Source organism: Marinomonas sp. 63XJN7_7_ISO-PGPR-S23-202 (assembly GCF_056173505.1).
This window is the reverse complement of sequence record NZ_CM149677.1, coordinates 331,390-345,467: the sequence shown is the minus strand read 5'-3', so window position 1 is coordinate 345,467 and position 14,078 is coordinate 331,390. Positions and strand designations below refer to the sequence as shown.

At 43.4% G+C, this 14,078-nt stretch carries 12 protein-coding genes; 2 read left to right on the top strand and 10 right to left on the bottom strand.

The window, feature by feature from the left end; genetic code table 11:
* Positions 1-8: 8 nt before the first annotated feature.
* Both AC0VYG_RS01590 and AC0VYG_RS01585 read right to left on the bottom strand, forming a co-directional pair.
* Positions 9-1,340 carry a hypothetical protein gene (locus AC0VYG_RS01590; RefSeq protein ID WP_475430608.1) on the bottom strand — a complete coding sequence of 444 codons (1,332 nt, stop codon included), beginning with the start codon at positions 1,338-1,340 and terminating at the stop codon, positions 9-11.
* A gap of 7 nt (positions 1,341-1,347) precedes the next feature.
* Positions 1,348-2,586 carry an NAD(P)/FAD-dependent oxidoreductase gene (locus AC0VYG_RS01585; RefSeq protein WP_475430607.1) on the bottom strand — a complete coding sequence of 413 codons (1,239 nt, stop codon included), beginning with the start codon at positions 2,584-2,586 and terminating at the stop codon, positions 1,348-1,350.
* A 50-nt stretch (positions 2,587-2,636) separates the two neighbouring features.
* Between AC0VYG_RS01585 and AC0VYG_RS01580 the strand changes: the two genes are divergently transcribed.
* Positions 2,637-3,332, top strand: a complete 696-nt coding sequence (locus AC0VYG_RS01580) for an aspartate/glutamate racemase family protein (protein ID WP_475430606.1) — start codon at positions 2,637-2,639, stop codon at positions 3,330-3,332.
* A gap of 33 nt (positions 3,333-3,365) precedes the next feature.
* On the opposite strand, the gene AC0VYG_RS01575 is transcribed toward AC0VYG_RS01580, so the two are convergent.
* The 4 genes from AC0VYG_RS01575 to AC0VYG_RS01560 all read right to left on the bottom strand — a co-directional run bounded on the left by AC0VYG_RS01575 (position 3,366) and on the right by AC0VYG_RS01560 (position 6,994).
* Positions 3,366-4,661, bottom strand: a complete 1,296-nt coding sequence (locus tag AC0VYG_RS01575) for a TRAP transporter large permease (protein WP_475430605.1) — start codon at positions 4,659-4,661, stop codon at positions 3,366-3,368.
* The gene (locus AC0VYG_RS01570) at positions 4,658-5,197 is read right to left on the bottom strand and encodes a TRAP transporter small permease (protein WP_475430604.1); all 540 of its coding nucleotides are present in this window, start codon (positions 5,195-5,197) and stop codon (positions 4,658-4,660) included. The genes AC0VYG_RS01575 and AC0VYG_RS01570 overlap by 4 nt, the downstream gene beginning before the upstream one ends.
* A gap of 61 nt (positions 5,198-5,258) precedes the next feature.
* A complete protein-coding gene (locus tag AC0VYG_RS01565; RefSeq protein ID WP_475430603.1) occupies positions 5,259-6,248 on the bottom strand; it encodes a TRAP transporter substrate-binding protein in 990 nt (329 codons plus the stop codon).
* Between the two features lie 248 nt (positions 6,249-6,496).
* Positions 6,497-6,994, bottom strand: coding sequence for an Lrp/AsnC family transcriptional regulator (locus AC0VYG_RS01560; RefSeq protein ID WP_475430602.1), 498 nt, complete (start codon positions 6,992-6,994; stop codon positions 6,497-6,499).
* Positions 6,995-7,215: 221 nt separating this feature from the next.
* On the opposite strand from AC0VYG_RS01560, the gene AC0VYG_RS01555 reads away from it, so the two are divergent.
* Entirely contained in the window at positions 7,216-8,922 is a 1,707-nt protein-coding gene (locus tag AC0VYG_RS01555) for a thiamine pyrophosphate-binding protein (RefSeq protein ID WP_475430601.1), read from the top strand.
* A gap of 130 nt (positions 8,923-9,052) precedes the next feature.
* Here AC0VYG_RS01555 and AC0VYG_RS01550 read toward each other — a convergent pair whose 3' ends face one another.
* The 4 genes from AC0VYG_RS01550 to AC0VYG_RS01535 all read right to left on the bottom strand — a co-directional run bounded on the left by AC0VYG_RS01550 (position 9,053) and on the right by AC0VYG_RS01535 (position 14,042).
* Positions 9,053-9,988, bottom strand: coding sequence for a GGDEF domain-containing response regulator (locus AC0VYG_RS01550; protein ID WP_475430600.1), 936 nt, complete (start codon positions 9,986-9,988; stop codon positions 9,053-9,055).
* A 1-nt stretch (position 9,989) separates the two neighbouring features.
* Positions 9,990-11,438, bottom strand: coding sequence for a response regulator (locus AC0VYG_RS01545; protein WP_475449889.1), 1,449 nt, complete (start codon positions 11,436-11,438; stop codon positions 9,990-9,992).
* Positions 11,410-12,729: a PAS domain-containing protein gene (locus tag AC0VYG_RS01540; RefSeq protein WP_475449888.1), complete on the bottom strand. Its 1,320-nt coding sequence runs from the start codon at positions 12,727-12,729 to the stop codon at positions 11,410-11,412. Before AC0VYG_RS01540 ends, AC0VYG_RS01545 begins: the two co-directional genes overlap by 29 nt.
* 137 nt (positions 12,730-12,866) lie before the next feature.
* A complete protein-coding gene (locus tag AC0VYG_RS01535) occupies positions 12,867-14,042 on the bottom strand; it encodes an MFS transporter (protein ID WP_475430598.1) in 1,176 nt (391 codons plus the stop codon).
* Between the last annotated feature and the right edge of the window lie 36 nt (positions 14,043-14,078).

The window sequence follows — 14,078 nt, the reverse complement described above, 5'->3', positions numbered from 1 at the left end:
GATTCAAGTCAGCGCTGAAATTGCACCAAAGTAAACATGGCAATGCCAACCACTAAAATCATTGCCGCCCCATACCACCAATTTTCTCGGGCGAGTTGAAAGTTATCCACACCATACTTTCCAGAGACGGACAGATTAATGCCTGATAGCGGGCCTATTGCCGTACCGACGCCCCATGAGCACAAGGACACAAAGGCTAGAAGCGTATTATTCACTGTATCAGCGGGAATAAAAGAACTCATCAAAGAAATGCCTACAATAGGGTGAAGACCTAACAGCGCAATGCAACAAATTCCCAAGAAACAACCAAACGCTTCAACAAAACCAAATTCATGAAATAAAGACCAATTCGTACCCAACATGCAACTCAAGGCAAGACTGACCATCTTGGTCAGAAAGCCCGCCGATAAAAAAAGTGAGACTTCATTCGCCATATTGGGTAAACGAATTTGCGAATGCTCGGCTAAACGCTGCTTGGTGTAACTGGGCCCTTTTTTCACTAATAGCAAAGCAATCACAGAAACCGGACTGAGTAAGGTAACGATGGATAAAATCGGTACCCCTCTCATCACAAAATAGTGAAAAACAAGCACCAGTGCAGCCAAACACACGGGAAACACCAGCGATGCAACAGACAAGGGGTAACCGGAAAACGTCGCCAATTCTCCTTGAGCACGAAACTGCCAGAGTGTAATCAGCGCCGCACTGATCGCCATAGGTACCCCTAAAATGGCGAGTTGATGGAACTCGGCATTTGGCGCAATCGATAATGCCACCGCAACGGAGGCAAAAAAAGGTGACCATAAACCAGCACTGGTAAGCGCCCGTGTGAGTACAGAATATTGGGACTTGGTCAGTGTCTGAGATTGCTGTAATAGCTTGTCCGCGACAATAAAAATCGCAGACATATTGATCACGGCTCCCAGCAATTGCACACTGGCCCACGTACTAAGCAGCCCTTTCGTACCGACAATAGGCTTATGTTGTTTGGCATTATTAGGCAACAAACCTAACACTGACACACCCGACAACATGGCAACAATGCCCAAATTCCCTTCTATTAGGGAAAAAGACAACGTCATCTTTCCTGACGCCCAAGCAACCAGAAAGGCAATAACGCCGCCGCCCATTAGAAACCGAATTTGTCGTTTATTACGAGGGTTTAGACGCGGCCAAGCCGACACAAATACAGCCCAGTAGGATAAAGCTGATAAAACTAATAGACCGCTTAGCGAAGGGATAAGTGACAACAAGTAAAAGCCACAGCCTGCAATCACACCATACCCAGAAAAACGGTTTTTATTGAATCTCAACACGCTTGTTTCATCCTTGTTTATCATATCAATCCTATCTAAACCGAGCGGGTGAGTATGGGGTAGGATCGATAAAGGTATCTTGCCCCACCATCATTTCAGCCAACAAACGCCCCGTTGCAGGCCCAGTGCTAAAACCAATATGCTGATGCCCAAAGGCTAACCAAAGCCCTTTGATATGAGAGCAAGGCCCGATGGCAGGTAACGAGTCTGGTAAGGTTGGGCGGTTCCCTAGCCAAAGGCTATTTGGCACTAACTTTCCTAACTTAAGCATCTGTTGGGCGGCTTTCGCTACTTTATTCAGTTGATCCGGTGAAGCGGGTGCGTCTCTGTCTTTTAATTCCGAGCCACTGGTAAGACGATAGCCATGGGTCAGAGGAGTCAACACAAAAGCACCATCGACATCATAGACAGGCCGCGTTAGCCTTGGCCCTTCAGGTATTTCATAATGCTCGTGATAGCCGCGTTCAAACCCCATCGGTAGCGGTTTAGCGATGGTTTTTAATACATCGTTTGACCATGGACCCGCTGCGAGCACAACTTGATCCGCAAGATAATTTGCCCCTTTTGCCCGAATAGCAATTTGCATGTCTTGCTTGGCCAAAGACATCACATCGTCACGAATCAGTTTGCCCCCCAAAGAGAGGAAATGGTCAAGGTAGCCTTGTGTAACGCCACTGGGACTGTCCACCGAAGCCGCTGACTTTATGTACAGTGCACTGCCATAGGTAGGCGAAATGGCTGGCTCTAAATCCTGAAGCTGTTTGGCATTGAGTACTTCAAAATCGATGCCCAATTGTTTATAAATCGCTTGTTCGTAAAAAGTAGCTTGCGCCCCATCTGGAGAACGGAAAATTTTTAACCAACCCGTATCTCGTAAACGGTGCATTTGACCAGATGCCGTCAACCACTTTTTATGCTCGGATAAAGACCCTCGAATAATGGAATCCAAGCTTTTGATATTTCTTTCAGACGTTTCTTGTAGAGACTGATAAAGAAAACAAGATGCCCACTTGATATTTTTTAATAAATAGGGGTAGCTCATCCGAACGGCAGGATGTTTATTAAAGACATACTTCTTTAAGCTTGGAATTAAGTTCTTATTATTTATCAAATACGCAGAACTACGGGTAATCACCCCAGCATTTCCAAAGGAGGTTTCTAAAACCCTCTCATTTCTTTCGATTAAAGTAACATCAAATCCTTTTTCGATCAGGTTAAGTGCGCAACTAACACCAACAACACCCGCCCCAATCACATAAACATTGCCCATTTAAAAAACCTCTGATTAAATTGAGATATTCGTTTTAGGGAGTACATAAAATGGCACATAAAGAGAAAACCTTTTCTCTCGGCGTTATCATGCTTAATACCCATTTCCCTCGCGTCTTGGGTGACATAGGCAACCCCGATTCTTTCCCGTTTGAAGTCATCTACGAGCGCGTCAATTCCGCTGCTGTTAGCGCGATTGTCACAGCAGAAGGCATCAATAAAGAGGTCAAAAAAGACATCTTTAACAGTATAAAAATTTTGGAAGATAAAAACGTTGACTTGATCGTCACTACCTGTGGTTTTTTAGGCGAAATGCAAAGCGAATTAAAGGACTTTGCACACACACCAATCATAACCAGCTCTCTCCTTACTTTGCCTTTTGTTCGAACGTTTCTAAATAAGCAAGAGGATAAAGTTGGAGTTCTCACATTTGACGCGAACAAACTTAACGAAAGCCATTTTGGCGGTTTTTATTCCAACGATATTATTGTTAGCGACATTCCAAAAGATGGTGTTCTCTACCAAACAATAAAAGAGGACCTATTAACTCTGGAAATAGATCAAGCCCAACAAGAAGTGGTTGCCGCTGCTAATAAGTTAATAGCACTAAATCCATCCATTAAAGCCATTATCCTAGAATGTACAAATCTATCCCCTTATATTCAAGCCATTCGGGAAGCCACCAAACGCCCCGTATTTGATATTATTCAAGCCATCAACTGGTTTAAGGAGACAAAATCGACTTAAACCAGCCGAAAACATATGAAGTAAGCAGATTGCTTAATTCATCGCACTTGGTAATATCGTAGCTATTTCGGGTTGCCATACTAAGATAAATACCGCCAAAATCATAATCAAAAACATGGGGAAGGCAGCACGCGCAATAAACGCCATATTGTGCCCTGTCATGGATTGCAAGACGAACAGGTTAAAACCAACCGGTGGCGTTATCTGCGCCATCTCCACCACAATCATTAGGTAAATCCCAAACCAAATCATGTCAAAGCCAGCTTGGCGCACCAAGGGCTCAATCACCGCCATGGTAAGCACGATGGAAGAAAGACCGTCTAAAAAGCACCCTAAAATAATATAAAACACGGTCAAAATGACAATCAGCATGAGCGGCGATAAATGCATCGCAGCAATACCTTGGGCTAAGTTGCTGGGTAGACCTGTAAAGCCCATCGCCAAGGATAAGAAATGTGCTCCCATTAAAATAAAGGCAATCATACTTGACGTTTTCAATGCCCCCATAAGGGATTCAATAAAGCACTTCCAATTCAAACTTTTCTGCACGGCGGCAATAATCAAAGAGCCAATAACCCCCAAAACAGCCGCTTCAGTCGCGGTAGCAATGCCTGAATAGATAGAGCCAATAACACAGACAATTAGCGCCAAAACCGGCGTTAAACTCAGCAAGGCTTTGAACTTATCACGCCACGTAAAGGACAGATCATCCGTTTCACCCGTCTTTTTAAATAAAGATGTGAGTGCGACGTATCCCATAAATAACGCAGCTAACATAATCCCTGGTAAAATCCCTGCGATAAAGAGCTTTACGATCGACACATTCACTGTTACCCCATAAATAATCAAGGATACAGAGGGCGGAATTAATAAGCCTAATGTTCCTGCACCAGCCAATGTCCCAACGATCATTCGTTCGGGATACTTACGCTTTTGCAACTCAGGAATCGACATTTTGCCAACGGTGGCGACAGTGGCTGCAGAAGAGCCTGATATGGCGGCAAATACTGCTGATCCAGTAATATTGACATGCAACAAACCACCTGGCAGCCGATACATCCACGGGGTTAACCCCCGGAATAGGGTTTCCGATATTTTCGTTCGAAAGAGAATCTCACCCATCCAAATAAAGAGAGGCAAGGAAGTCAGCGTCCAAGATGAAATAGAACTCCATATTGTGATGGCCATGGAGTCCCCCACCGGACTACTAGTAAACAACTCCATCGCTACCACAGCACAACCAATTAGACTGGCACCAACCCAAACACCTGAGCCTAAAAAGAAAAATAAGACGATTAGTAAGACGCCTATTAACCACATATCACTCATATAATTTCCTCTGATTCTTGTCTCATAAGAGGACTGACTTCGCGTCCTGTCGCAACGAACCAGAGACACTCAAAAAAGGAGTGCACCACGCTCACAGCGAAAAAAATACAACCTAAAGAGACAACGGACTGTGGAATCCACATGAGAATGGCAATAGAGCCGCCACTAACATCACCATATTGCCAAGAAAAATACGCCAAACGGCACATATAGTAGGCTAAATAAACGCTTACAACAGAGGTCACTAGCAGAGCAAATAGCGACCACCATTGCTGTTTTCTTACACCCATTTTTTCGATAAAAAGCGTCACTTGAATATGCGCTTTACCACGAAAGGTGTAAGCAAGAGCAAGACAGTTTGCTGCCGCCATCAAAAAACCCGCGATTTCCGTTAACCCTGGTACATACACACCTACCAAGCGGCTAACAATGCTGGTCACGACACACAGCGCCATAGAAACAAGGCATAAAGCAGCCAACGCTCCAGACAACTTATATAAGTAATCCAGACCTTTACCAATATTACATAGAAACATATACGTGGTCCGTAGAGGTAAAAACACACGGAGAGCTTTTGCTCCCCGTGTTAGCTAGCGATCATTTGCTTTTTTGATAAGCATTGATGATATCTTGACCTTCTGGTCCTGCTTTTTTTAACCACTCCATTGTCATTTTCACACCAATTGCTTGTAGCTGCTCGGTCAATTTATCACTGGGGTATTGAACAATCATACCGTGTTTCTTTAACTGAGTTTTATACCAGCCTGCCAACTCTTGAGATTTTTCCCAACCTTTCTTCTCAGCATCAGCAGCGGCTTTTAAGACGATTTTTTGCGTCGCTGGCGTCAATGCATTCCACGCACGTAAATTTACAAATACCATATTTTTAGGTAGCCAAGCTCTGATGTCATACCAGTATTTGACGCTCTCCCACAGTTTCTGGTCGTAACCAGTAGAACCTGAAGAGATCATACTGTCTGCCACGCCAGTCGCAAACGCTTGAGCCACACCAGCCGCTTCGATCTTAGTTGGAATCGCCCCCATTAACTCTGCCACTTCTGACGTCGCTGGATTATAGGCGCGGAATTTAAGACCTTTCATGTCGGCAATCGAATTGATCGGCTTGTTGGCGTAAAGGCCCTGCGGCGGCCATGGAATGGAGTACAACAACTTCATACCATTTTTCTTAAGCTCCTTTTCCAAAGCGGGTTTTGAGGCTTGATATAACTTCCAAGCAGATTTGTAATTCGTCGCAAGAAATGGAATAGCATCTATAGTATAAATAGGGCTTTCATTACCCAATGCAGAAATCAAACGCTCACCAATAGGCGCTAAACCACGACGTACTGCATTGTAAATTTCACCCCCTGGAAATAAAGACCCGCCCGGATGGGTAACGATTTTAATTTGACTCTGTGCGGCTGACACCTGGTCAGCAAACTGTTTATCGATGACAGAATTGTAATTAGAGGCAGAGTAGGCCAATGGCATATTCCAAGTCTCTGTAGCAAAGGTAAAACCAGATAAGCTAAGCGCTAACCCAGCAATCAGAGCCTTTGCACCCTTTTTGATCGTGTTTTTTTTCATTTGAGTTTCCTTGTTTGTGACATTTTTTTAATATTGTTTATAAATATAACCATCTAATTATGCCTATTGCACTATACAAAATACCGGATTTTCTCATTTATCAGACAAAGTGACGATAGGAACCATCACTTTGATCATGAAACGTTCTAACTTCTTTAAACCATCTGCTAAAAAGCGCTTGTGATAAACCAGAAAAAAGCCGTGATCAAGAATAAAGCAAAGCCATCGATTCAGGCACTACAAAACAGCTACTCATTGGCTATTTCACTCATCTGTGTTTTCACCATATCAAGCACTTCTTTATAGCGTCTATCGAATTTACGAGACAAAACAATCCACGAGGTAGAGCGTTCGACTCCGGGGATATCGCCAATCGCATCCAACAATTCATCCAACTCTTCCAAAGTCGGCTGCTCAACGCTTAGAAAATAATCAAAACTCCCGTTAATCGCAAAGCACACCTTCACTGCAGGGAAGCTATTTAGTCTAGCGACTACCTGTTTACCACGTTTTTGCTCAACCGCTAGCATCACCATCGCTTGAACATTACCCTCGGATGGATTACGACTCAACACAGCCGAATACCCAGTAATCACACCAGACTTTTCTAAACGGGTAATCCGTTCATGAACCGTAGAACGTGCCACCCCTAATTTCTTCGCAAGGCTGCTCGTTGACTCACGCGCATTCACTTGCAGCAAAGCCACTAATTTGCGATCCAGTTCGTTCTTAAACCACTTAGACATAATTACACCCTCAATATACCGGAATTTCATAAAAATCCGGTATTTTGTCTGCTTATATTCGACTTCATTGCATAGGAGACTGAAATAAAGACGATCAACAAACATGCCAACTTGAGTCAAGAAAGTACGCTAGAGCGATCAAGCCAAGAACTCTAACCGTTTTCAAATTCGTCTTTTTTTGAATCAAAGTCAACGTTATCTACGAATATGAAGGAAATGCCATGTCAGAACAATCAAAGAAGATTACCGGTGCCGACGCGTTGGTTATGATGCTGGATAAAATGGGCGTAAAGCATATTTTCGGAGTATGCGGCGACACAAGCTTGCCCTTCTACGATAGCTTAACGAAATTGAACCATGATATTACGCATATCCTGACACGAGACGAGCGCTCTGCGGCTTACATGGCGGATGTTTATGCTCGCCTAACCAATAAGGTAGGTGTGGTTGAAGGACCAAGTGGTGCGGGCGCTACCTATATGGTGCCCGGTATTGCCGAAGCGAACGGCACCACGATTCCTGTATTAGCCATTACCTCCGATATCCCTGTCGCAGGCCGCGACCGTTTTGTTTTAACAGAGTGCGATCAAGAAGCTTTGTTTAAGCCGTTTACAAAATACACTCGTGTTGCTGAGACTCCTGAAGTGGTACCCACTACCATACGAGCGGCATTTAATGCCATGACATCTGGCGCACCGGGAGCAGCGCACATTGGCTTACCTTACGATGTTCTCAAAGGCCAACTTGATATCAATGAAGTTTGGGGAGATAACTCATTTGGCCAATACCCATGTCGCCGAACGGTTCCAGCAAAAGAGGATTTTACAAAAGCCGCACACCTTCTTCTTGAAGCAGAAAAAGTGGCCATCATCTGTGGTGGTGGCGTTATGCACTCTGGAGCCGTTGAGGAATTTATTGCGTTGGCAGAATGTCTTGGCGCGCCAATTGGCACCACGATTTCAGCTAAAGGAACAGTAGCAGAAAGTCATCCTCTTGCCATGGGAACAATCGGAACAAATGGCTCAACAGCGGGTGCTCGCGAGGTATTACGTGAAGCAGATACTCTCATTTATGTTGGCTGTCGTATCGGTTCCGTCACCAGTGAGAAACGTACAAATCCATATAATGGCGAGAAAAAAATTCTGCATATTGATATCGATCCAAAATCAATTGGCGCCAACTATCTAACGGATGTTTCTTTGGTCGGTGATGCGAAAGCTATTCTGACAGAGATGCTGCTCCTGATAAAATCCAGTGCATCAAAATGCCGAGAATCTGAATGGGGGCCGAAAGCAGTTACCGCCTCAAGAGTGCAAAAGAAAGAACGTTTTGATCGATACTCTCACTCAGATACGATGCCGATCTATGGAGAACGCTTTGTCACTGAGTTACAAAAATCCTTACCAGACGACGCAATTGTGGTTTCTGACCCAGGCACGCCGACCCCTTTTTTGTGCGCTTTCTTTGAGCCCAAGCGTTCTGGTCGTTCGTTTATTTTTCACCGATTCCACGGTGGTTTAGGCTTCGCCTTGCCTGGCGTCGTGGGAGCACATTTTGCCAATACAGGGCGCAAAGTCGTTGGCATTATGGGCGATGGTAGCTTTGGCTTTTCTTCTGGCGAACTTGAGACTATTGTGCGCTACAATCTACCTGTGACACTTATTGTGCTCAATAACTCCAGCTTTGGCTGGATTCGCGCAGGGCAAGACCGCTCATTTGGTAAGCGTTATTTTTCGACACAATTCTCAACAACAGATCATAAAAAAGTGGCAGAAGCATATGGTCTTAAAGCATGGAGCGTTAGGGACCCTAACGACTTAGCAGCCACCTTAGCGAAAGCCTTTGCCACCGAAGGCCCAACTTTAGTGGATGTTTATACACGACCGCTTGAAGACAGTGAAGTCCCTGTCACCGCATTCTTAGGATAACCCCTATAGAAATGTCCACTTAGGCAGCTTCGGCTGCCTTTAAAACTTAACAATTGAGGGAGCTATCAGATAGACTATCGAGAGGAAAGGTAAGACGCTGAGAGCCAAGAAAAATACGGTAGCAGTCTAATTAATCCGTGCTTCCTTGAGACGTCTCACTGATGGTCACATGTTCCCATTTCACTTGGTTTTTTCCGCTTGTTTTTGCCATATATAAGGCCTTATCTGCGGCAGCAAATAAGTCTTCAAATTTAGCATGTCGCGTAGGGGCTATGGAGGCTACCCCCGCACTGATGGTCACCACATTTTTATCTTTTATATTGCATGCGATGGCCATCGCCTGAACCTCAGCGATACATTTATTAATACGCTGTAACGCTTCTTCTTTTAAGGTATTCGGCATGATTGCGACAAACTCTTCTCCGCCATACCGTGCCACTAGATCTCTATTTTTAATAAAATTATTAGCTAAAACCGTGGCCACTCTTTGTAACACGACGTCACCAGCAGCATGACCATAAAAGTCGTTATATTGTTTAAAATTATCAATATCGATAACCGCTAAGGATAAAGTTTGATTAAGCTCTTCCATTAATGTCCATTCAGATCGAATCGTCTCTTCATACTTACGACGATTTGACAAAGAGGTTAATGGATCGATAGTACTTAAACGCTCTAATATACGGTGCTGGTTTATTAGTTTAAGATGCAAAGCAACTCTGGCTTTTATTATCGAAGCATGTATTGGCTTTTGAATATAGTCACTTGCCCCAAGCAATAGCCCTTTTTCTTCATTATCTATGTCATTCAGTGCCGTTATAAAAATGACTGGGATATCACATGTTCGAGCGTCCTGGCTCAGCTTTTTCATTGTTTCAAAGCCATCCATATCAGGCATAATAACATCGAGCAAAATTAAGTCAGGAGAAAACTCTAACGCTTTACGAACGCCCTGCTCACCACTTTTCGCCAATATAATGTCTACTTCATCACACAAAATATCGCTGATAATTTGTAAGTTTATCATTTCATCATCGATAATAAGGACACTAAACGAATGAGACATTCTAGTTACCTGATAATTTAATTAAAAGTTGGCGAACAAGCTCCGAGGCTTGCTCATATTCAAGGTCCGTTATACTCTGAATAATTTTATTTATATCATCCCTATATTCAGTATTTTTAGATTTATGATGTAAAGTGTAAACATAGTTTTCTACTTTGAAATCATTCTTCTTCAGTAATGCTAACACTTTTTCAAGTGTGACACTAAGAGGAAGGGTTGAATCATTATCATCTTGCTCCATTATCTCAAATACAGGATTAAGCTCAGTTAAAAGCGTTTGCATTTTTCTGATAACACCGTCTAACAGAGAGCTATCAAGGGCTTCATGGTTGAGAAGTTTACGCTCTATCATTTCACAGTCTTGAGAAATTTCTTCAGCACCAATATACGATGCATTAGATTTTAAAGAGTGTACATCGTTTAACAGACTATGATTATCTAGGGTGAGAGATAGCGCTTTAGAGTTTGATAACATTGCTTTATATTGTGACCAGAAAGACTGAACTATTTTCAAATAAAGAGAAGTATCGCTTTTTAGGGAGTAGATTGCCTTTTGCGCTCTTAAACTACTTATTTTACAAAGCATAGATAACCGATCATTTAAGGCTGACTCTACAGATAATGTATCAGAAGTTTCATTTTTTTCTGATCTGCTCTGCATTAAATATTTATTCAGTATTCGATAAAGCAAGTCTGATGGAATAGGTTTAGGTATATGATCATTCATTCCTGCAGCGAGACTCTTTTCTATGTCTTCTGGGGATGTATGTGCCGTCATAGCAATAATAGGAAGTTCATAATCCAGCCCCATGTCGCGAATGATAGAGGTGGCCGTTAATCCGTCCATAACAGGCATTTGAATATCCATCAGGACAAGGTCATACTGAGTCTCTTGTATTTTCTCAATGGCAATTTGTCCATTTTCAGCGCAATCTACATGAATGCCTGTGCTTTTTAAGTAACCCAATGCAACTTGCTGGTTAATGAGATTATCTTCCACCAGTAAAATATGGAAATCCGAGAGATGGGGTACAATTTCTGTTTCTTCACTTTCCTGCGCTATTTTTTCAATACGAAAAAACTGATTGATGGCATCAAACAAGGTGGATTTTCGAATAGGTTTTTCTATAAATTGTCGAATGATGCCTGTATCTATGTACGGCTGAATATGATGCTTTTCATAGGCGGATATCATCAGAATAGGCGGCGCTAATTCTTGGAATACTTCGTTTATTCTTTTCGATGTTTCGATTCCATCCATATCTGGCATCTGCCAATCCATAAAAACCACATCGAACGCCATACCGGACTGATCCGATTGTCGAATGGCATCAATGGCCTCCCAACCACTCCCTACACAGGTACTTTCTATACCAAAGCCACCTAATAATTTGGCTAGAACCTCTCTAGATAAGGAATGGTCATCGACCACCAGCACTTTGAGAAGCATTTGTAGAATCAATGACTTCAAACGTTGGTTGCTCTGTAGGGATTTTCAACGGCAATAAGACAGTAAAGGTTGAACCTTTGCCCAGCTCACTTTCGACTTTGATGTCCCCATTCATTAGCTCACATAGCTGACGACTTATCGTTAAACCTAAGCCCGTGCCGCCATAAACACGAGTGACACTGTTATCTGCCTGTGTGAAGGGAGAGAATAGTTGTTCGAGTTGTGCGGGTGACATACCTATCCCTGAATCAACAACGTCGAACTGTAGTAAAGCTCTATCTTCATCGAATTTATGACAACTTAAGCGAATAATAATGGTTCCACTCTCGGTGAACTTAATCGCATTACTCACTAAGTTGACTAATATTTGTTGAATACGCAGAGGATCCCCTAATAAATACTCGGGGATGTCATCGGAGATATCCGTTACCAATTCTAGTTTTTTCGCATGCGCCCCAAACGCATTCATGTTAACGGTGGTTCGGATCAATTTTTCAGTTGAAAAGCGTACGGATTCAGCGGTTAATTTACCGGCTTCTATTTTTGAAAAATCCAGTACATTATTGACCAAACTAAGCAGAATTTCGCCAGAATCTCGTATTTTTTGTAAGTAGTCTTTCTGCTCATTATTATTCGGTGAGTTATTAAGAGCGAGATCGCTTAAACCGATAACCGCGTTAATAGGTGTACGAATTTCATGGCTCATTCTAGCGACGAACGACGACTTCGCTTCTATAGCCTCCTCTAACTCTGCTTTAGCGAGCTCCAGCGCCGCGGTTCGCTCCCTTACTTTCGCATCTAGGCTCTCATTGATTTGCTTTAGCCCAGTGTTGTATTCCTTTAGTTTTACACTTGCTTCAACCGCCATTTTTTCGGCGGCCTTGATTTTGGTCGTTTCATGGCTGATACCGCAAATAAATATCGGATTACCTTGCTTATCAAAAATAGGCACTAGCAAGGTATTGAAAAACACGTCCTCTCCATTTTTGACGGTATATTGCTCCATTGAAATAGGTTTTCTGCTGGTGATAGGGGTATGGTAAGTACGATAAAAACCTTCAACAATCTCTTCAGGAAACATATCGCGAAGACTGTTACGGTGATAAGTTTGATTCGGTTCAATCCCCATTACCATTCGAGAGGCTGTATTATTATCATAAAGCGAAAATTCACCATCCTCTTCCACAGCAACGATAAACATAGGATCATTGGAGTGATTCCATAACTGAAAAAGGCACTCTTTAATAATAAAATTATGTTCTTCTTGGTCAAAATGTTCGCTTAGTTTCATATAACCTCTCTATTAATGAGAAAAACTAACAGTAATCAATTATTTTTTGTATATACCCCATCTCAAAGAGCTAAGTGATGCAAAGATTGGTGCGGGGATGCTTTGGTTAATACCTAAAACAGTCCCCCGCTTGTTAGTTAGGAAGAGGCGACTTGTTCATTGCCTTGGTTTGACGGGCTTCGTTTTAACACCAGTACCATAAACAACCCAAGCGCTGCGGTTCCCGCTCCGGCTAACGCGACCGCAGGTAGGCCCAATCCCATGCTTATGACACCGCCACCTAAGGCTGCCCCAATTGCATTGCCGAGATTAAAGGCGCCAATGTTCATAGCAGATGCCAAGTTAGGTGCTTCACTGGCTTCGTGTACCACCAAGGACTGCAAGGGTGGAACCACCGCAAAGCTGGCCATTCCCCAGAGAAAGATAAGGGGCATCACCATAACCGGAGAAGACATCACCCATGCAAAAATAACCAATAGCAAAATCGCCGCGATTAACGATGTAATCAAAGTACCATAAAGAGAGCGATCCGCATAACGTCCGCCAAGGATATTCCCCACGGCAAGCCCAGCACCATAAAGCACTAACATAGCGGTCACAAAGGCTGTGGACTCATGGGTTTCTTGTTGCAAGATAGGCACAATGTAAGTGAATACGGTAAACATCGAACTGGCTCCCACCACCGTTAGCAGTAACGCGGCCAAAACAGGCCCTTTTCCTAACACCGTTAACTCATTGCGAATGTTCGCCTTCTCTTGATTGACTAATGGCGGCAAGCTGACTCGTAACGCGACCATCACCATTACACCAATCGCGGCGATTCCCCAAAACGCACTTCGCCAACCGAATGCGGTGCCAATAGAACTGGCTAATGGCACCCCACCAATGGTGGCAATGGTAAGACCCGAAAACATCGCGGCAACGGCGCCCGCCCGTTTATTCGGCGGTACTATATTCGTGGCAACGACAGCGCCAATGCCAAAAAACATACCGTGATTCAACGATGTGATAATACGCCCAACCATCAATGCACTGTAGCTGTCAGCCATAGCGCTGATGGCATTCCCCACGGTAAAAATTCCCATGGACAACACCAACAAACGACGTCGCGGCATATTTGCGCACAGTAAAGTCATAACAGGCGCCCCAATTAATACACCAAACGCGTAAGCGCTAATAAGCATGCCAGCTGTCGGAATAGAAACACCTAAATCCCCGGCAATCACTGGCAACATCCCCATGGGAGAAAATTCCGTGACGCCAATTCCAAAAGCGCCCATGGCCAACGCCATTAATGGAAAGTTAATCTTCATATTAATCCTCGTTTATTTATGATATTAGGGAATATA

What these genes read in the sequence shown, in the direction of transcription:
- AC0VYG_RS01590 (WP_475430608.1), bottom strand. Translation starts at nt 1,340, where the DNA reads ATGATAAACAAGGATGAAACAAGCGTGTTGAGATTCAATAAAAACCGT.
- AC0VYG_RS01585 (WP_475430607.1), bottom strand. Translation starts at nt 2,586, where the DNA reads ATGGGCAATGTTTATGTGATTGGGGCGGGTGTTGTTGGTGTTAGTTGC.
- AC0VYG_RS01580 (WP_475430606.1), top strand. Translation starts at nt 2,637, where the DNA reads ATGGCACATAAAGAGAAAACCTTTTCTCTCGGCGTTATCATGCTTAAT.
- AC0VYG_RS01575 (WP_475430605.1), bottom strand. Translation starts at nt 4,661, where the DNA reads ATGAGTGATATGTGGTTAATAGGCGTCTTACTAATCGTCTTATTTTTC.
- AC0VYG_RS01570 (WP_475430604.1), bottom strand. Translation starts at nt 5,197, where the DNA reads ATGTTTCTATGTAATATTGGTAAAGGTCTGGATTACTTATATAAGTTG.
- AC0VYG_RS01565 (WP_475430603.1), bottom strand. Translation starts at nt 6,248, where the DNA reads ATGAAAAAAAACACGATCAAAAAGGGTGCAAAGGCTCTGATTGCTGGG.
- AC0VYG_RS01560 (WP_475430602.1), bottom strand. Translation starts at nt 6,994, where the DNA reads ATGTCTAAGTGGTTTAAGAACGAACTGGATCGCAAATTAGTGGCTTTG.
- AC0VYG_RS01555 (WP_475430601.1), top strand. Translation starts at nt 7,216, where the DNA reads ATGTCAGAACAATCAAAGAAGATTACCGGTGCCGACGCGTTGGTTATG.
- AC0VYG_RS01550 (WP_475430600.1), bottom strand. Translation starts at nt 9,988, where the DNA reads ATGTCTCATTCGTTTAGTGTCCTTATTATCGATGATGAAATGATAAAC.
- AC0VYG_RS01545 (WP_475449889.1), bottom strand. Translation starts at nt 11,438, where the DNA reads ATGCTTCTCAAAGTGCTGGTGGTCGATGACCATTCCTTATCTAGAGAG.
- AC0VYG_RS01540 (WP_475449888.1), bottom strand. Translation starts at nt 12,729, where the DNA reads ATGAAACTAAGCGAACATTTTGACCAAGAAGAACATAATTTTATTATT.
- AC0VYG_RS01535 (WP_475430598.1), bottom strand. Translation starts at nt 14,042, where the DNA reads ATGAAGATTAACTTTCCATTAATGGCGTTGGCCATGGGCGCTTTTGGA.